The sequence below is a fragment of the Mesorhizobium sp. M2A.F.Ca.ET.043.02.1.1 genome (genome assembly GCF_003952405.1).
Taxonomy (GTDB): Bacteria; Pseudomonadota; Alphaproteobacteria; order Rhizobiales; family Rhizobiaceae; genus Mesorhizobium.
Map to the genome: position 1 here is coordinate 687,593 of NZ_CP034445.1, position 17,180 is coordinate 704,772.

Annotated in this window: 16 protein-coding genes and 1 tRNA gene; 8 read left to right on the forward strand and 9 right to left on the reverse strand. The window is 63.7% G+C overall.

Annotated elements, in window-relative coordinates; translation table 11 throughout:
- Window positions 1-173 precede the first annotated feature (173 nt).
- On the forward strand, window positions 174-1,175 hold the full coding sequence (locus EJ068_RS03260; protein WP_126082131.1) for a DUF1624 domain-containing protein: 1,002 nt from the start codon (window positions 174-176) through the stop codon (window positions 1,173-1,175).
- On the forward strand, window positions 1,172-1,651 hold the full coding sequence (locus EJ068_RS03265) for an isoprenylcysteine carboxylmethyltransferase family protein (protein WP_126082130.1): 480 nt from the start codon (window positions 1,172-1,174) through the stop codon (window positions 1,649-1,651). Before EJ068_RS03260 ends, EJ068_RS03265 begins: the two co-directional genes overlap by 4 nt.
- 236 nt (window positions 1,652-1,887) lie before the next feature.
- Here the strand turns inward: EJ068_RS03265 and EJ068_RS03270 are convergent, their stop codons facing one another.
- Both EJ068_RS03270 and mgtE read right to left on the reverse strand, forming a co-directional pair.
- Entirely contained in the window at window positions 1,888-2,274 is a 387-nt protein-coding gene (locus tag EJ068_RS03270) for a MerR family DNA-binding transcriptional regulator (protein WP_095815511.1), read from the reverse strand.
- Between the two features lie 266 nt (window positions 2,275-2,540).
- Window positions 2,541-3,974 (reverse strand): magnesium transporter, encoded by a 1,434-nt coding sequence (mgtE, locus tag EJ068_RS03275; protein ID WP_245463332.1) that lies wholly within the window; start codon window positions 3,972-3,974, stop codon window positions 2,541-2,543.
- 398 nt (window positions 3,975-4,372) lie between these two features.
- Between mgtE and EJ068_RS03280 the strand changes: the two genes are divergently transcribed.
- The 5 genes from EJ068_RS03280 (at window position 4,373) to sucD (ending at window position 9,404) form a co-directional block, all read left to right on the forward strand.
- Window positions 4,373-4,990: a response regulator transcription factor gene (locus EJ068_RS03280; protein WP_281059012.1), complete on the forward strand. Its 618-nt coding sequence runs from the start codon at window positions 4,373-4,375 to the stop codon at window positions 4,988-4,990.
- Window positions 4,991-5,123: 133 nt separating this feature from the next.
- Entirely contained in the window at window positions 5,124-6,314 is a 1,191-nt protein-coding gene (locus EJ068_RS03285; RefSeq protein WP_127253135.1) for an aminotransferase class V-fold PLP-dependent enzyme, read from the forward strand.
- A gap of 10 nt (window positions 6,315-6,324) precedes the next feature.
- Window positions 6,325-7,284: a CoA ester lyase gene (locus tag EJ068_RS03290; RefSeq protein WP_127253136.1), complete on the forward strand. Its 960-nt coding sequence runs from the start codon at window positions 6,325-6,327 to the stop codon at window positions 7,282-7,284.
- 18 nt (window positions 7,285-7,302) lie between these two features.
- Complete coding sequence (locus tag EJ068_RS03295) at window positions 7,303-8,490, forward strand: malate--CoA ligase subunit beta (RefSeq protein WP_127386206.1); 1,188 nt, start codon at window positions 7,303-7,305, stop codon at window positions 8,488-8,490.
- A 14-nt stretch (window positions 8,491-8,504) separates the two neighbouring features.
- Window positions 8,505-9,404, forward strand: a complete 900-nt coding sequence (sucD, locus tag EJ068_RS03300; protein WP_127251973.1) for a succinate--CoA ligase subunit alpha — start codon at window positions 8,505-8,507, stop codon at window positions 9,402-9,404.
- A gap of 151 nt (window positions 9,405-9,555) precedes the next feature.
- On the opposite strand, the gene EJ068_RS03305 is transcribed toward sucD, so the two are convergent.
- A tRNA-Leu gene (locus EJ068_RS03305) sits at window positions 9,556-9,640 on the reverse strand.
- 182 nt (window positions 9,641-9,822) lie between these two features.
- Between EJ068_RS03305 and lipB the strand changes: the two genes are divergently transcribed.
- Window positions 9,823-10,566, forward strand: a complete 744-nt coding sequence (lipB, locus tag EJ068_RS03310; protein WP_127251974.1) for a lipoyl(octanoyl) transferase LipB — start codon at window positions 9,823-9,825, stop codon at window positions 10,564-10,566.
- Between the two features lie 173 nt (window positions 10,567-10,739).
- On the opposite strand, the gene EJ068_RS03315 is transcribed toward lipB, so the two are convergent.
- The 6 genes from EJ068_RS03315 to mce all read right to left on the reverse strand — a co-directional run bounded on the left by EJ068_RS03315 (window position 10,740) and on the right by mce (window position 17,089).
- A complete protein-coding gene (locus tag EJ068_RS03315) occupies window positions 10,740-11,990 on the reverse strand; it encodes an SRPBCC family protein (protein WP_127251975.1) in 1,251 nt (416 codons plus the stop codon).
- Window positions 11,991-12,536: 546 nt separating this feature from the next.
- Complete coding sequence (locus EJ068_RS03320; protein WP_189512595.1) at window positions 12,537-13,220, reverse strand: ABC transporter ATP-binding protein; 684 nt, start codon at window positions 13,218-13,220, stop codon at window positions 12,537-12,539.
- Complete coding sequence (locus EJ068_RS03325) at window positions 13,217-14,503, reverse strand: lipoprotein-releasing ABC transporter permease subunit (protein WP_042643138.1); 1,287 nt, start codon at window positions 14,501-14,503, stop codon at window positions 13,217-13,219. Before EJ068_RS03325 ends, EJ068_RS03320 begins: the two co-directional genes overlap by 4 nt.
- Window positions 14,500-15,828 (reverse strand): proline--tRNA ligase, encoded by a 1,329-nt coding sequence (gene proS, locus EJ068_RS03330; protein WP_127251977.1) that lies wholly within the window; start codon window positions 15,826-15,828, stop codon window positions 14,500-14,502. Before proS ends, EJ068_RS03325 begins: the two co-directional genes overlap by 4 nt.
- 575 nt (window positions 15,829-16,403) lie before the next feature.
- A complete protein-coding gene (locus EJ068_RS03335; protein ID WP_127251978.1) occupies window positions 16,404-16,688 on the reverse strand; it encodes a DUF1467 family protein in 285 nt (94 codons plus the stop codon).
- Entirely contained in the window at window positions 16,685-17,089 is a 405-nt protein-coding gene (mce, locus tag EJ068_RS03340) for a methylmalonyl-CoA epimerase (protein WP_127251979.1), read from the reverse strand. Before mce ends, EJ068_RS03335 begins: the two co-directional genes overlap by 4 nt.
- Window positions 17,090-17,180: the final 91 nt, after the last annotated feature.

The following is a 17,180-nucleotide window of genomic DNA, read 5'->3' on the forward strand; positions in this document are numbered from 1 at the left end:
AGTAGCAGGAAACCGACCCCCGGAGGCCGAAAAGCGAAGCCTGCCAAAGGCTTTCCGCCGCTGGCCTAAAGCGAAATTTCATGGCTGCCATGAAACGCATTGGTGGCGCCTGCTTCTGTCGTCGGCTTGAACCGTGATAGTCGTTTGGCACGACTGAATCGGATTGCCTGACGATGAGCCTTCAAACGACCAGCGAACCCGTTCAGGACGCGACCAAGCAGGGCCGTATCGCCGCCTTCGACATCCTGCGCGGCGTCGCGCTGATCGCGATGGCGAGCTACCACTTCACCTGGGATCTTGAGAATTTCGGCTATACCGCGCCCGCTTTGACCGCATTCGGCTGGTGGAAATTCTATGCGCGCTGCATCGCCTCGACCTTCCTGTTCCTGGTCGGCGTCAGTCTCTTCCTCGCCCATGGCCGCCAGATCCGCTGGCCAGGCTTCTGGAAGCGCTTCGCCATGGTCGCCGTGGCGGCGATCGCCATTTCGGCAGTCACTTATTTCGTCACGCCGGACGGTTTCATCTTCTTCGGCATCCTGCACGAGATCGCGCTCGCAAGCCTGCTCGGCCTCGCCTTTCTCAGGCTGCCCTGGCTGCTGACGGCAATCGTCGCTGCCGCTGTCATCGCAGCTCCCTACTATCTGCGGTCGGAATTCTTCGATCATCCGGCGCTGTGGTGGGTCGGCCTCTCCGCCACAAACCCGCGTTCCAACGACTATGTGCCGCTCTTTCCCTGGTTCGGCGCAGTGCTTGCCGGCATCGCCGCGGTCGAGCTGGCTTCCGTCACAGGCCTGCTTGCCCGGCTGGGGACATGGATACCGGGCCGCTGGTCGAACCCGCTGACCTTCATCGGACGCCACAGCCTCGCCTTCTACCTCATCCATCAGCCGCTTCTGTTCGGCTCGGTCTGGCTGTTCTCGCAAGTCATGCCCGCCGCCCCCCAGGACAAGGAGGCCGGTTTCCTGCCGGCTTGCCAGGCGCAGTGCGAACAGCAGCGCGACAGCAAGTTCTGTACGAGCTATTGTGGCTGCATGCTGGACACGCTGAAGGGCGAAGGGTCTCTCGACAAGCTCTACGCCAACGACCAGTCCAGCGTCTGGAAATCGCACCTGTCCGATCTTGCGGAAACCTGCACCGCCGCGACCGAGGACCAGATGCAGGGAGGGCAGCAATGACGGGCATCGCAAAGCCCAGACACGGGATCATTCCCTGGCCGCCGATAATCTATGTCGTGGCGATCGCAGCGAGCGTCGTCCTCGGCATGCTCTATCCGCTGCCCTGGATCGGCGACATTTTTGGCGATCTCCTGTTCGGCGTCGGCTGGGTGGCACTGTTCGGCGTCGCCATGCTCTGGATCACGGCCATCCGCGCCATGTTCAAGGCCAGGACGACGCTCGACCCCAATGCCGAGCCCGACCACCTGGTGACGTCGGGTCCTTTCGGCATTACCCGCAACCCGATGTATCTCGCCAACACGCTGCTCTTGATCGGCGTCGCCTTCATCACCGGCATCGCCTGGTTCCTGATCTTCGCCTTCCTCGCCGCCTTCGCGACGCAGAAGCTGGCGATCGAGAAGGAGGAAAAGATCCTGGCGGCGAAGTTCGGCAAGAAATATCGGGACTATGCCAAGCGGGTCCGGCGCTGGATTTGAGGTTGAGTGGCCTGGCGATTAGCCTGAGCGTTCGGGACGTCGTCATCCTCGGGCTTGACCCGAGGATCCATCGCCGTGACCTCCGTCATAGAGCGCAACGGCGCAGAATTCTGCAATCGTTGCACGCCTTAGCGTCACGGCATGGATCCTAGGGTCTGCGCGCGTCGCTTCGCTCCTTGCTCCGCCCTAGGATGACGAATTCAGAAGGCCCAGCCAACCGCCATCGGCAGCCATGCCTACGTATTCACACCCAGTTCAGCCAGCCGCTCCACGCAGGATTCCTCGGCCTGGTCGAGCTCGGCCAACGTCTCTTCCAGGTCGCGCCGCTTCTGGCGCAGATCCTCGCGCTTTTCCTCGATACGCCGGATCATCAGCTTTAGCTGGCCGACCTCGCCGGGCGGCTCCTTGTACATCTGGATGATCTCGCGGATCTCGTTGATCGAGAAGCCGAGCCTTTTTCCCCGCATGATCTGACGGATGAGATGCCGGTCGGACGGCCGGAATAGCCGCGTGCGGCCGCGTCTCACCGGCTGCACCAGCCCTTCGTCCTCGTAAAAACGCAACGTCCGCGTCGACACGTCGAACTCCCGTGTCAGCTCGGTGATCGTGTAATATTCCCGCATTCCCACTCCCAAGCCAAGGCATCGCCACGTTCAGCGTCGCCCTTCCCTACTGTGATACCCATGCAGCGCCGGAATCGGCACCTGACCCCGCGGCAGCCTCGCACGGCATTTACGTAAAAGTCAATTGAAGCGACTTTCGCCAAAGGACTGTCGAGATTCAGGTCAGGCCGAGTCGAAAATGGAGCGGAGCGTACTTGAAGTACGTGAGCACCGGAAGCGCAAGAGACCGCCATTTGCAGGCCGGCCTCACCTGAATATCGACTGTCCTAGGGCACTCTAAACCACCACGTCGCCAACCCCAGAAAGGCGAAGAAGCCGACACAGTCGGTGACGGTGGTGACGAAGACGGCCGAGGCAACCGCCGGATCGATCTTGAAACGATCAAGCACCAGCGGGATCAGGATGCCCGCAAGTGCCGCGGCGAACATGTTGATGATCATCGCCGCCGCGATGATGCCGCCCAGATTGGGGTCGCGGAACCAGAATCCGGCGACCATGCCGATCAGCACCGCGAACACCACGCCGTTGATGAAACCGACGCCGAGCTCGCGGCGAATGATGCGCGCGGCATTGTAGATATCGAGGTCCCTGGTCGCCAGCGCCCGCACGGTGACGGTCATGGTCTGCGAGCCGGCATTGCCGCCCATGCCGGCGACGATCGGCATTAGCACGGCAAGCGCCACGATATGCTCGATCGTGCGGTCGAACAGGCCGATCACCGACGCGGCGAGGAAGGCGGTCAGCAGATTGACCAGCAGCCAGGGCACGCGCGAGCGCGAGGTGGCGAGCACGGTGTCGGACAATTCTTCGTCGCCGACGCCGCCCATGCGCAGAAGGTCCTCCTCCGCCTCCTCCTGGATGACGTCGACCACGTCGTCGATGGTCAGCACGCCGACCAGCCGCCCGTTCTCGTCGACCACGGCGGCGGAGAGCAAATTATACTGCTCGAACTCGCGGGCCGCCTCTTCCTGGTCCATCGTGGCCGGGATCGCATGCAGCGTCTCATGCATGACCTCCTCGACCTTGACCGCGCGTTTGGTGCGCAGGATCTGATCGAGGTCGATGGCGCCGAGCAGCTTGAAGCTCGGATCGATGACGAAGATCTGGCTGAAGCGCTCGGGAAGGTTCTTGTCCTCGCGCATGTAGTCGATGGTCTGGCCGATCGTCCAGGACGGCGGCACGGCGACGAACTCGGTCTGCATGCGCCGGCCGGCGGTTTCTTCCGGATAGTCGAGCGCGCGCCGCAGCCTGATGCGCTCGGTGAAGGGCAGCTGCGACAGGATCTCGTCCTGGTCTTCCTTCTCGAGGTCCTCGAGAATGTAGACGGCGTCGTCGGAATCGAGCTCCTGCACCGCCTGCGCGATCTGCGCGTTGGGCAAATTGTCGACGATGTCGAGGCGGATCGCCTCGTCGACCTCGGTCAGCGCGGAGAAGTCGAAGTCGGAACCGAGCAATTCGACCAGCGCCCGGCGCTGTTCGGGATGAAGCGCCTCCAGCACATCGCCGAGTTCCGACTGGTGCAGGTCGTCGACTTCGCGCTTGAGGGTGATCGTGTCGCGGTCGGCGATCGCTGCGCCGATCTGGGCAAGGAAGGAGGCGCGCACGGCACCGTCCTCGCCATAGATGTCGGCGTGATGCTCCTCGGCGGGCGCGACATCGGTCGTCTGTCTGTTCTGGCCTTCCACCAGCGCCTCCCGCATCGAGGAATCCCGAAATGAGGTCTAGTGCATGATCCCGAAAAGTGGAAACCGCTTTTCGGGAAATCCAAACCCTGTGCTGCAGATAGCGCGGTGGCAGGATTCGTCTTCGAAAGATGTCGCTCTAGCGCGCGGAATAGCCAAGGAAATGTGACGGTCGCCTTTGCCTCGCAACCTCTCGGAAGCAGCGCGCGGCGCCCGCGTCGCGGCTGTGACAATCCCTCCAGCCGACGCGACAGCGCATGTCGCTGGGGAAAGAGCACCCCTTCCCCGTTGAGGCAGAATTGTCATGGCACGGTGCGAAGAGGCCGACGAATGGGTGGAATCGAAAAGGTGAGCGGCAGGCCTTGAACCTCGCGTCGCGGAAAACGGAAGAAACAGCTGGCGGGCAGCGCGTTCGCGTGGTCGTCGCCGAACGCAATCCTTTCGTCGTTTCGGCGCTGCGCGAAATGCTGGAATGCGACGGCCGCTTCGATCTGCTCGGTGTTGTGCACAGCGGCGCGCAATTCCTGGATATGGCCACTGCCACACAGTTCGATGTCGCCGTCGTCGGCTGGAAGCTCGCCGACATGGACGGCGCCGACGTGCTGACGGAAGTTCAGAGCCGCGAGCTTGGCGTGCGCATCACGATCTTTTCCAACGACCACGACATCGGCATCCTGAAGCAATGCGTGCGCCTCGGCGCTCAAGGCTATTGCTTCCAGTTCGACGAGCCGCCGGTGATCTTCGAGACGATCCTGGCGGTCGCGCATGGCCGCATCTGCATTCCCTATATCGACATCAACAAGGTCAACGACACGCCCTTGTCCCGGCTCACCGTGCGCGAGCGGGAACTGCTGGCGGTGCTGTCCGACGGCTGGACCAATTTGCAGATCGCCACGCGTACAGGGATTTCCGAGAACACGGTGAAGTACCACCTGAAGAATCTCTACGACAAGCTGGACGTGCGCAATCGCGCCATGGCCGTCGCGCTCTATTCCAGCGAGAAACAACGCACGTCCAAATCGCCTGCCGGGTAGGCCGATCGGGTAGGCCAGACGGGTAGGTCCATCCCACCCGCAAGGGCCAACAACTTACCCAGCAAGGTGTTGTTGGCGAGCCTCGCCAGGACGAAACTTCCTCCACAATCAAAAACGATCGGAGGAATTTCGCATGGCTGGGTTCACGCATCTTTTCATCCCGGGGCCCACCAACATTCCGGAGCAGGTCCGGCAGGCCATGAACCTGCCGATGGAGGATATGCGCGCCGCCTCCTTCCCCAACCTGACGCTGCCGCTGTTCGAGGACATCAGACGAGTCTTCAAGAACGAGACCGGCCGCGTCTTCATCTATCCGTCCTCCGGCACTGGCGCCTGGGAAGCGGCGATGACCAACGTGCTCAGCCCCGGTGACAAGGTGCTGATGTCGCGCTTCGGCCAGTTCTCGCATCTGTGGGTCGACATGGCCGAGCGGCTCGGCTTCGACGTCGATGTCATCGATTGCGAGTGGGGCACCGGCGTTCCGCTCGACCTCTATGCGGAGCGGCTGAAGGCCGACAAGGCGCACCGCATCAAGGCCGTCTTCTGCACTCAGAACGAGACCGCGACCGGCGTCACCAGCGACGTCGCCGGCTGCCGCGCCGCGCTCGATGCCACGAACCACCCAGCACTCCTTTTCGTCGACGGCGTGTCCTCGATCGGCTCGATCGATTTTCGCCAGGAGGAATGGGGCGTCGATTGCGCCGTCAGCGGTTCGCAGAAGGGCTTCATGCTGCCCGCCGGCCTCGGCTTCCTGTCGGTCAGCCAGAAGGCGCTTGCCGCTTCGCGGGTCGCGACGCACCGGCACTGCTACTTCTCCTTCGAGGACATGATCCGCACCAACGACGCGGGCTATTTCCCCTACACGCCGGCGACGCAGCTGCTGCGCGGCCTGCGCGCTTCGCTCGACCTCATCGCCGAGGAGGGGCTGGAGAACATCTTCGCCCGCCACCATCGGCTCGCCGAAGGCGTGCGCAAGGCGGTCGACGCCTGGGGCCTGAAGCTTTGCGCCAAGGCGCCGCAATGGCACTCCGACACGGTCAGCGCCATCCTGGTTCCGGAAGGCATCGACAGCGCCAACGTCGTCAAGCGCGCCTACAGCGCATACCAGACATCGCTTGGCGGCGGCCTCAACAAGGTTGCCGGCAAGGTCTTCCGCATCGGCCATCTCGGCTGGCTGAACGAAGTGATGGTGCTGGCCTCGCTGTCGGCGGCCGAAATGGCGCTGCTCGATTGCGGCGTGCGCCTGGCGCCGGGCTCAGGCGTGGCGGCGGCGATCGAGCACTTCCGCCGCACGGCCGAAATGCCGGTCGCCAAGGCGGCATAAGGGGCGCACCATGAGCCACACCATCCACCACCTGAAGAAACTCAGGCTCCAGCGCAGCGAGCTGGCCGTTCCAGGCTCCAGCACGGAGATGATCGACAAGGCCGCGAACAGCGCCGCCGACTTCGTCTTCCTCGACATCGAGGACGCGGTGGCGCCGCCCGACAAGGAGCGCGCCCGTAAGAACATCATCCAGGCGCTGAACGACATCGACTGGCGCGCCAAAGGCAAGACCGTCTCGGTGCGCATCAACGGCCTCGACACCCATTACATGTACCGCGACGTCGTCGACGTCATGGAACAGGCCGGCGACCGGCTGGACACCATCCTGGTGCCGAAGGTCGGCGTTCCCGCAGACCTCTATATGGTCGAGGCCATGGTCAACCAGATCGAGATGGCCAAGGGCTTTAAGACCCGCGTCGGCCTCGAAGCACTGATCGAGACCGCGCTCGGCATGGCCAATGTCGAGGCGATCGCCGCCACGCCCGGACGTCTCGAAGCGATGCATTTCGGCGTCGCCGACTATGCCGCGAGCAACAAGGCGCGCACAGTCAACATCGGCGGGTTGAACCCTGACTATCCCGGCGACCAATGGCATTTCGCGCTGTCGCGCATGACGGTCGCCTGCCGCGCCTATGGCTTGCGCGCCATCGACGGGCCGTTCGGCGATTTCTCCGATCCTGAAGGCTACAAGGCGGCCGCCAGGCGCGCCGCGGCCCTCGGCATCGAAGGCAAATGGGCGATCCATCCCTCGCAGATCGCTCTCGCCAACGACGTATTTTCGCCGCCGGAGAAAGAGGTCACCCGCGCCCGCCGCATCCTCGAGGTGCTGAAGGAAGCGGAGGCGCTGGGCAAGGGCGCAGCCGCGCTCGACGGCAAGATGATCGACGCCGCGTCGGAACGCATGGCGCGCAATGTGCTGGTGGTCAACGAAGCGATCGAGCGCGCCGGCCAGGTTCACGCCGCGCAGTAAAAAAACTGGGAGGACAAGATGGACATCCACGAATACCAGGCCAAGGAACTGCTTGCCCGCCACGGCGTGCATGTGCCGCGCGGCGGCCTCGCCTACAGCCCCGAGCAGGCGACCTACCGCGCGCGCGAGATCGGCGGCTCGAAATGGGTGCTGAAGGCGCAGGTTCATTCCGGCGCGCGCGGCAAAGCCGGCGGGATAAAACTCTGCTCGAATGACGAGGAGATCTCCAACGCCGCCGAAGCCATGCTCGGACGCAAGCTGGTGACGCAGCAGACCGGCCCGCGCGGCAAGCTGATCTCGCGCCTCTATCTGGAGGAAGCCGTCGACATCGCGCAGGAGCTCTATCTCGGCTTTGTGCTCGACCGGAAGGAAGAGCGCGTCATGATCGTGGCGTCGGCAGCCGGTGGCATGGAGATCGAGGACATCTCCGAAAAGCAGCCGGATTCCATCATCCGCGCCACCGTCGATCCCGGTGTCGGCATGCAGGGTTTTCAGGCGCGCGAGATCGCCTTCGGCCTCGGGCTCGAAAGCGGCCTGATCGGCAAGGCGACGGAAACCATCCTCGGCTGCTACCAGGTGTTCCGCGACTACGACGCCTCGATGCTGGAGATCAATCCGCTGGTGGTCACGCGCGACGGCAGCCTGGTCGCGCTCGACGCGAAGATGTCGTTCGACGAGAACGCGCTGTTCCGCCGCCCGGAAATCTCCGAGCTGCGCGACAAAAGCCAGGAAGACCCGCGCGAGACCTTCGCCAGCGACCGCGGCCTCTCCTATGTCGGTCTGGACGGCAATATCGGCTGCATCATCAACGGCGCTGGCCTCGCCATGGCGACGATGGACATGATCAAGATCGCCGGCGGCGAGCCGGCCAACTTCCTCGACATCGGCGGCGGCGCCTCGCCGGAGCGCGTGGCAAAATCCTTCCGCGCCGTGCTCGGCGACAAACAAGTCGAGACCATCCTGGTCAACATCTTTGCCGGCATCAACCGCTGCGACTGGGTGGCCGAAGGCGTCATCAAGGCGATCCGCGAGGTCGGCGTCGACGTGCCGTTGGTGGTGCGCCTTTCCGGCACCAAGGTCGAGGAAGGGCGCAAGATCCTGGCCGACTCCGGCGAGGCGGTGATCGTCGCCGACACGCTGGCCGAGGCCGCCGAAAAGGCCGTCGCCGCCTGGCGCGAAGCCACCAAGAACAAGAAAGCAGCCTGAGGGAGGTCGAGAAAATGGCAATCCTGCTCAACCGCAGCACCCGCGTCATCGTGCAAGGCTTCACCGGCAAGATCGGCAGCTTCCATGCGGAAGACATGAAGCGCTACGGCACCAAGCTGGTCGGCGGCGTCACCCCCGGCAAGGGCGGCCAGATGCATCTCGGCCTGCCGGTCTTCAACACCGTCAAGGGCGCGGTGCGCGAGACCCGCGCCGAGGCGAGCATCGTCTTCGTGCCGCCGCCCTTCGCCGCCGATTCGATCATGGAAGCGGCGGATGCCGGGATAAAGCTCTGCGTCTGCATCACCGACGGCATCCCCTCGCAGGACATGATGCAGGTCAAGCGCTACATGCGCCGCTACCGCTTCGAGGACCGCATGCGCCTCGTCGGCCCGAACTGCGCCGGCGTCATCACGCCCGGACAGGCGCTAATGGGCATCATGCCGGGCAGCATCTATCTGCCGGGACGCGTCGGCATTGTCGGCCGCTCCGGCACGCTGGGCTATGAAGCCGCATCGCAGATGAAGGCGCTGGGCATAGGTGTGTCGACCAGCGTCGGCATCGGCGGCGATCCCATCAACGGCTCGTCCTTCAAGGACATTCTGCAGCTCTTCGAGCGCGACGACGACACCGACGCCGTGGTGATGATCGGCGAGATCGGCGGCCCGCAGGAAGCCGAAGCCGCGATCTGGGCGCGCGACAACATGCGCAAACCCCTGATCGCCTACATCGCCGGGCTCTCCGCCCCGAAAGGCCGCCGCATGGGCCATGCCGGCGCGATCATCTCGGCGTTCGGCGAATCGGCCCAGGAAAAGGTCGAGATCCTCAAGGAAGCCGGCGTCGTCATCGTGCCGACCCCCGCCTCCTTCGGCGAAGTGGTGGCGGACACGCTGGCGCGGACGAAGAAGGCGGCGTGATCCAGCCCGAGCTTTTGAACCGGCTAGGAATACCAGGCGGTGGCGCGGTCTTCATGACCCGCCGCCGCTTTTCGTTTGGCAAACGAGCACCGCAGGCAGCAACGACAACAGTCGCAGGGTAGCGCTAATTCCAAGGCCTTTGGAGAAGGTTTGGTGCGGTCGAGAAGACTCGAACTTCCACGGGTTGCCCCACAGCGACCTCAACGCTGCGCGTCTACCAATTCCGCCACGACCGCACGTGGTAGGAGCCGGAACCGTCCGGCCCGGGGCCTGTAGCAAATCGTTTCCGGCGAAACAAGTGCGCTGAGCGGAATATTCGTCGCTCATTTGCACAACCCTCTACGGCCCGGCTTCACACCGGTGAAACTGGACGTTTTGGCCGATTGCCGCCATATGAGAGGAACATCGAGAAAGTTCCATGACAGAACGCAGCCAGATCGCCACGTCGTTCCTGCCCCTGCCCGGTTCGGCGCCGGTGGAATGGGTGATCGAACCAGGCCTGACCTCCTATCCAAACGCGCTGGCCTTCATGGAGGCGCGCGCCGAGGCGATCCGCAGCGGCGCTGCCGGAGAAATGGTCTGGCTGGTCGAGCATCCGCCGCTCTACACCGCCGGAACCAGCGCGCGTGGCGAAGACCTGATCGATCCCGACCGCTTTCCGGTCTTTGCCGCGGGCCGCGGCGGCGAATACACCTATCACGGTCCGGGACAGCGCGTGGCCTATGTCATGCTCGACCTCAAGCGCCGGCGCGAGGATGTGCGCGCCTTCGTCGCGGCGCTCGAACGATGGATCATCGAAACACTTGCCGCCTTCAACGTGCGCGGCGAGCGGCGCGAGGATCGCGTCGGCGTCTGGGTGGTGCGGCCGGATCGCCCTGCCCTGCCGGACGGCTCGCCGGCCGAGGACAAGATCGCGGCGATAGGCATCCGGCTGCGCCGCTGGGTGAGCTTCCACGGCATCGCCATCAATGTCGAGCCGGATCTCGGCCATTTCAGCGGCATCGTGCCCTGCGGCGTCTCGGATCATGGCGTGACCAGCCTCGTCGACCTCGGCCTTCCCGTCACCATGGCCGACCTCGACCTTGCGATGAAAGCCGCTTTCGAGGATGTGTTCGGACCTGCCGCCGTTCCGACTGCGGAGCCGGCTCGGAAGGCTGGCTAAGCCGCTCCGCCTAGGGGTGTGTTGAGATTCAGGTCAGGCCGAGTCGGAGTCGAAGACGGGCGCGAAGCGACCAAACAAGGCGGTTCCGAGAACCGGAGCGGAGCGTACTTATAGTACCGGAAGCGCAAGAAGCCGACATTTGCAGGCCGGCCTCACCTGAATATCGACACACCCTACATCAACTGCGCGGAGGCCCACAGCATACCGTAGCCATGGATGGCAAAGACGGCGAGCAAAGCGCCGGCCATGGCCAATCGGTCAAAGGTCTTGATCGGCTTCAGCTCGTGACGCGGCTTGACGCCGCTGCCCATGGTGATGAGGCTGAGGATCGAGAACACCGCGCCGGCGATCAGCAGGAAGCTCGGTGAGAAACCGGCCCGCCAGCCGAGCGCGAGAAGCGCGGACAAGAGCAGGAAGGACGCCAGCGCGAGCGCTGCCGGGCCGGGGCAGATCTGGCGCAGCACCTGACCGCCGTCGAATTTCCACACCGGCACCAGATTGGCGATATTGAACAGCGACGCGCAGCCGGCGAGCGTGGCCAGGAGCATGGCGGCCAGGCGATGGCCTTCGCCGTTGGCGAAGCCGCTGGCGGCGATCAGCACCGGCACCAGGAAAGCGGAGAAGCCGGCGCCCATCAGCGCCACGAAAGCAACCTCGAAGCGGCTGTCATAGGGCCTGCCGCCGATGGCAATGCCGCCAAGCAGCGGGATGAAGATCATGCGCGCCCGGCGATGTCCCGTCAGGCGGAAGGCGGCCATATGACCGAGCTCGTGCAGGGCGACCACTGAGGTCAGGATCGCGGCCAGCGCCAGCCCGCCGATATTGAGGCCGAAGAACGGCCACAGGATCAGGGCCGAGAGCACGGCGAAACCGATCTGGCTCAGCGGATGCTCGAACCAGCCGCCCTTGCGATAAGTGCCGGTTGCCGCCCAGACATCCAGCTTGCGTATCTCACGGCGCATGGCGAAGAAGCGAAAGACCAGGAAGGCAACGCCGCGATAGCGGTCGGTCTGGGTAAACGTCACCCGCGTCGCATCGCCCTCGGGCAAAAGCGCGACGGTCTCGCGATAATTCGCCCAGAAGGACGGGTCGAGCGCCGTGTCCTCGATGACCGTCATCGAGAAGCGGCTGCCCTCGCCGACATCCTCGAACCGCGACTTGCGTTCGATCGGCCGCCCGTCCCGGCCATCCCAGGACAATCTGATCAGCGCCGTTCCCTCGCTGTCCAGCGGCTCGGCGGAGAGGATTTCCCCGGACCACCCGGCGTCGCCGCCGAACGGCCACAACGCCTGCCAGAGGCGCTCGCGGTCGGCCTTGATCACGCGGCTAACCGTCACCGTGCGCGACCCGAGCGGCACGGTCATCAAAAGGAAGATCAGTCCGAGATTGCCGGCCACGAGGGTGACCGTGACGAAGACCGACACTTGGCTCCCCTGTCTTGGGCTCCTGTCTGGAGAGGGCAGCCTACGCCGGCGCGGCCAAGAAAGACTTAACAACAATGGCCGGGCTCTTGCCCGTCCCAGGCGGGTTCTTGCCCATCCCGCAAGGCGAGCCCTCGCCCGCCCGAAACAGCGGCGGCAAGGCCGCCTGATCACATGGCGCCGATCCAGATCGCCATGGAAACGAGAAAGGTGCTCATGCAAACCAGCGAGACGACATCCTGAACCAGATCAGACATAACTCTCTCCGTTGTTAGTATGTTCGTAATTTGTTCTAATTTTGTTCGAATGTCAACGACCGTCGATAGCCCGGCGGAGCGAATTCAGCCGGTCCGTTTGGGCAGGGTTAAGGAAAGGTTGACGAGCGATGAGGTTCGTTGCGCGGAGCCAGGCCAAACCGAGATTCGGATCAGGCTGAGTCGAGGATGGTAGGTTCCGAGAACCGGAGCGGAGCGTACTTAAAGTACGTGAGCACCGGAAGCGCAGGAAACTGCCGTCCGCAGGCCAGCCTCATCCGAATACCGGCTTGGCCTACAGGGGCACCACCTTGCCTTGGGCCAGCGTCACCCGCCGGTCCATGCGCGAGGCCAGCTCGTGGTTGTGGGTGACGATCAGCGCCGCCAGCCCCGATTGCCGGACCAGCGCTTCCAGCGCGTCCAAGACATAGGAGGCGGTCGTCGGATCGAGATTGCCGGTCGGCTCGTCGGCCAGGAGCACCAGCGGCGCATTGGCGACCGCGCGGGCAATGGCGACACGCTGCTGCTCGCCGCCGGAAAGCTCGGCCGGCCGGTGCTGCGCGCGCTTGCCGATCTGCATGTAGTCCAGAAGCTGTGCCGCCCGCTCCGACGCCTCCTTGGGAGGAAGCCCCTTGATCAGCTGGGGCATCATGATGTTTTCGAGCGCCGAGAATTCCGGCAGCAGATGATGGAACTGGTAGACGAAGCCGATATCGTTGCGGCGGATCGCGGTTCGCTCTTCGTCGGAGAGCCGGCCACAGGCGCGGCCGGCGAGGATCACGTCGCCCGCATCGGGCCGCTCCAGCAGCCCCGCCGTATGCAGCAAGGTCGACTTGCCGGAACCCGATGGCGCCACCAGCGCCACCATCTCGCCGCGCCTGAGCGAAAAGTCGGCGCCGTTCAGAATGGTGAGCTTGCGCGGCCCCTGGACATAATGCCGCTCGACGCCCTTCAGCTCGATAATGGCTTCGGCCATCACTCGTACCTCAAGGCTTCGACAGGATCGAGCCGGGCGGCCCGCCAGGCCGGAAACACCGTCGCAATGAAGGACAGGCCCAGCGCCATGATGACGACATAGGTCGTCTCGCGCGGGTCCATCTTCGCCGGCAGCTGGCTGAGAAAATAGAGCTCGGGGTTGAACAGGATCCTGCCGGTCATCCACGAGAAGAACTGGCGGATCGATTCGATGTTGATGCAGATGACGACGCCGAGCAGCACGCCGGCGAGCGTGCCGGTGACGCCGATCGCCGCCCCGGTCATCAGGAAGATGCGCAGGATCGCGCCGCGCGAGGCGCCCATGGTGCGCAGGATGGCGATGTCGTGGCCCTTGTCCTTCACCAGCATGATGAGGCCCGAAATGATGTTGAGCGCCGCCACCAGCACGATCAGCGTGAGAATCATGAACATGACGTTGCGCTCGACCTGCAGCGCCGAGAAGAAGGTCTCGTTGCGCTGGCGCCAGTCGACGAGATCGACCGGCCGCTGCGCCGCCTGCTCGACCAGCGGCTTCAGCGCATCGACATTGTCGGGATTGTCGACATAGATCTCGATGGTCTGCGCGCGCCCGTCCATGTTGAAATAGAGCTGCGCTTCCGAAAACGGCATGTAGACGATCGAGCTGTCATATTCCGACATGCCGACCTCGAAGATCGCGGCCACCTTGTAGCCCTTCATGCGCGGCGTCGTGCCGAGCGGCGTCACGTCTCCGTCCGGCGAGATCAGCGTGATAGTATCGCCGAGCACCAGCCCGAGGCTTTCCGCCATGCGCTTGCCGATCGCTACGCCCTCGCCGGTGTCGAAACCGTCGAGCGTGCCCTGCTTGATGTTGCTGGAAACGATCGAGATCTTGCCGAGGTCCTCGCCCCGGATGCCGCGCACCAGGGCGCCCGTGCCGCCGCCGACATTGCCTTGCGCCAGCACCTGGCCGTCGATCAGCGGGATCGCGTATTTGACGCCTGAGACGCCGTTGATGCGGCTCGCAACCTGGGCGTAGTCCTCCAGCGGCGAATCGAGCGGCTGCACGATGAGATGGCCGTTGACGCCGAGAATGCGCGTGAGCAGCTCGGCGCGGAAACCGTTCATCACCGCCATGACGACGATCAGCGTCGCGACGCCGAGCATGATGCCGAGGAAGGAGATCGAGGCGATAACGGAGATCACCGTCTCCTTGCGCCGCGAGCGCAGATAGCGCCACGCCACCATGCGCTCGAAGCCGGAAAAGGCGCCCGCTCCTGACCTGGCCGCTGTCGCCGCCTCGCTCATGCGGCGATACCCAGGCGCTTCTTGGCCTCGGCGATCGGCAGCGTCTCGCGCTCGCCCGACTTGCGGTTCTTGATCTCGACCTCGCCCGCCGCCACGCCGCGTGGGCCGACGATCACCTGCCACGGCAGGCCGATCAGGTCGGCGGTGGCGAACTTGCCGCCCGGCCGCTGGTCGGTGTCGTCATAGAGCACGTCCTTGCCGGCCGAGGTCAGCGCCGCATAGAGCTCGTCGCAGACGCGGTCGCATTCGGCGTCGCCGACCTTCATGTTGATCAGGCCGATGTCGAAAGGCGCCACCGCTTCCGGCCAGATGATGCCGTTCTCGTCATGGCTCGCCTCGATGATCGCCGCGACCAGGCGCGACGGGCCGATGCCGTAGGAACCGCCGGACGCATAATGGTCCTTGCCGTCGGGGCCGGTCACCTTGGCGTTCATCGGCTTGGAGTATTTCTCGCCGAAATGGAAGATATGGCCGACCTCGATGCCGCGCGCCGAAAGCCGGTCGCCTTCGGCGACCTTCTCCCAGGCAGCTTCGTCATGCATTTCGTCGGTGGCCGCGTAAGGCGTCGTCCATTTCGTCACGATGCCGCCGATCTCGGCATCGTCGGAGAACTTGGTGTTCGCGCCCGGCACGTCGAGCGACAGATAAGCGCGGTCGCAGAACACCTGGCTCTCGCCGGTCTCGGCCAGGATGATGAACTCGTGGCTGAGGTCGCCGCCGATCGGGCCGGTATCGGCGCGCATCGGGATGGCCTGCAGGCCCATGCGCGTGAACGTCCTGAGATAGGAGACGAACATGCGGTTGTAGGCGGCCCTGGCGCCCTCGAAATCGAGGTCGAAGGAATAGGCGTCCTTCATCAGGAACTCTCTGCTGCGCATGACGCCGAAGCGCGGGCGCACCTCGTCGCGGAACTTCCACTGGATGTGGTAGAGATTGAGCGGCAGGTCCTTGTAGGACTTGACGTAAGCGCGGAAAATCTCGGTGACCATCTCTTCGTTGGTCGGACCGTAGAGCATGTCGCGATCCTGCCGATCCTTGATGCGCAGCATCTCCTTGCCGTAGTCGTTGTAACGGCCGCTTTCGCGCCAAAGATCCGCCGACTGGATGGTCGGCATCAGGATTTCCAGCGCGCCAGCGCGGTTCTGCTCCTCGCGGATGATCTGGCAAACTTTGTCCAGCACGCGCTTGCCCAATGGCAGCCACGAAAAACTGCCCTGCCCCTGCTGGCGGATCATGCCCGCGCGCAGCATCAGCCGGTGCGAGACGATCTCGGCCTCGCGGGGATTTTCTTTGAGAATGGGCAGGAAGTAGCGCGACAAACGCATGGACTGGTCCGTGAATGAAAATGGCGGCGCGGGGGAATCGGCGCAACCGAGGCTGCTTGCCCGGGCTTCATAGCCATTTCATGGCCGAATGGAAACCCGAGTGCCCCAAAGTATGGGGCCTTCTGCACCTTACCAAAAAGGCGATTTTGACCGCAAAGTGCCGCAAATGGCTTTTTGATCGATTCACAAGCAAGCCTTGCCGCACTATTGTGCAGTGCAGCACGATATTGCCCGTTTCCGGGCAAAATTCTTCGTGACATTTTCACCTGCCTTGGTCTAGTGTGCGCCGATAACCGAGAGGGCGGAAAAAAATCTGCTCTCCTACGCGGTCAAAGTCTTGGGAGGATGCGATCTAGGCGCGGTAACTCGCTGCCGCCGGACACCGGAAACGGATCGGACGCGTTTAAATTGCAAGGCCTCGTGCCTTGCATTTTTTTTGTGCAATCATCTGCTTAGCCCAGCCCTCTGCCAAACAGGTAGACCATCCCGCGCTCGCGAAAATCGGAAGCCGGCTTCCGATCTCAACCCCTGCGCGCGCATGCTTCGCAATACTTGCGGAGACCGTGTTCTCAGCGTCAGTGATGGGTATTCGGACTAAAGTCCGGCATGATCCGCATGAGGTCGTCGAAGCTGAATCCTAGCCCCATCGTCAGCCCGTAGAGAATACCCATCACGACCACCGTCACGACCGTCGCGCGCAGGAAGGCGCGCCGCATATGCGGCCCGCGCGGCGCGCTGGAAACCGTGCCAAGCGTGACATCTCTGTCGTCGTCCTGCGTGCGCAGGCTGAACGGCAGAACGATGAACAGCGCCAGCCACCAGGTGACGAAGAACAGCGCCGCGAACAGGACCCAGTTCATGCCTGCTCCAGTTCGACGAGCGTGCCGAAGAAATCCTTCGGATGCAGGAACAGCACCGGCTTGCCATGCGCGCCGATCTTCGGGTGGCCGTCGCCGAGCACCCGTGCGCCGCTCGCTTTCAAATGGTCGCGGGCAGCCAGGATATCGTCGACCTCATAGCAGACGTGATGCATGCCGCCCGAAGGGTTCTTCTCGAGAAACGCCGCGATCGGCGAGGCATCGCCCAGCGGCTCCAGCAACTCGATCTTCGTGTTGCCGACATCGACGAACACCACCGTCACGCCATGCTCCGGCAGCGCCTGCGGCGCGCTCAATCGCGCGCCCAGCATATCGCGATAGGCAGCCATCGCCGCAGCCAGATCCGGCACGGCAAGCGCGACATGGTTCAGGCGTCCAAGCATAAAGCGCTCCGCTTTTAGGGGAGTAAGGGAGTAGGGCAGTAAGGGAGTAGGGAAAACAAGATTGAAGAAAGCGAGTACTCGTTCCTCCGTT

Bases quoted from the DNA above. Each gene is read 5' to 3' on its own strand.
- EJ068_RS03260 (WP_126082131.1), top strand. From the start codon at position 174: ATGAGCCTTCAAACGACCAGCGAACCCGTTCAGGACGCGACCAAGCAG.
- EJ068_RS03265 (WP_126082130.1), top strand. From the start codon at position 1,172: ATGACGGGCATCGCAAAGCCCAGACACGGGATCATTCCCTGGCCGCCG.
- EJ068_RS03270 (WP_095815511.1), bottom strand. From the start codon at position 2,274: ATGCGGGAATATTACACGATCACCGAGCTGACACGGGAGTTCGACGTG.
- mgtE (WP_245463332.1), bottom strand. From the start codon at position 3,974: ATGCGGGAGGCGCTGGTGGAAGGCCAGAACAGACAGACGACCGATGTC.
- EJ068_RS03285 (WP_127253135.1), top strand. From the start codon at position 5,124: ATGGCTGGGTTCACGCATCTTTTCATCCCGGGGCCCACCAACATTCCG.
- EJ068_RS03290 (WP_127253136.1), top strand. From the start codon at position 6,325: ATGAGCCACACCATCCACCACCTGAAGAAACTCAGGCTCCAGCGCAGC.
- EJ068_RS03295 (WP_127386206.1), top strand. From the start codon at position 7,303: ATGGACATCCACGAATACCAGGCCAAGGAACTGCTTGCCCGCCACGGC.
- sucD (WP_127251973.1), top strand. From the start codon at position 8,505: ATGGCAATCCTGCTCAACCGCAGCACCCGCGTCATCGTGCAAGGCTTC.
- lipB (WP_127251974.1), top strand. From the start codon at position 9,823: ATGACAGAACGCAGCCAGATCGCCACGTCGTTCCTGCCCCTGCCCGGT.
- EJ068_RS03325 (WP_042643138.1), bottom strand. From the start codon at position 14,503: ATGAGCGAGGCGGCGACAGCGGCCAGGTCAGGAGCGGGCGCCTTTTCC.
- proS (WP_127251977.1), bottom strand. From the start codon at position 15,828: ATGCGTTTGTCGCGCTACTTCCTGCCCATTCTCAAAGAAAATCCCCGC.
- EJ068_RS03335 (WP_127251978.1), bottom strand. From the start codon at position 16,688: ATGAACTGGGTCCTGTTCGCGGCGCTGTTCTTCGTCACCTGGTGGCTG.
- mce (WP_127251979.1), bottom strand. From the start codon at position 17,089: ATGCTTGGACGCCTGAACCATGTCGCGCTTGCCGTGCCGGATCTGGCT.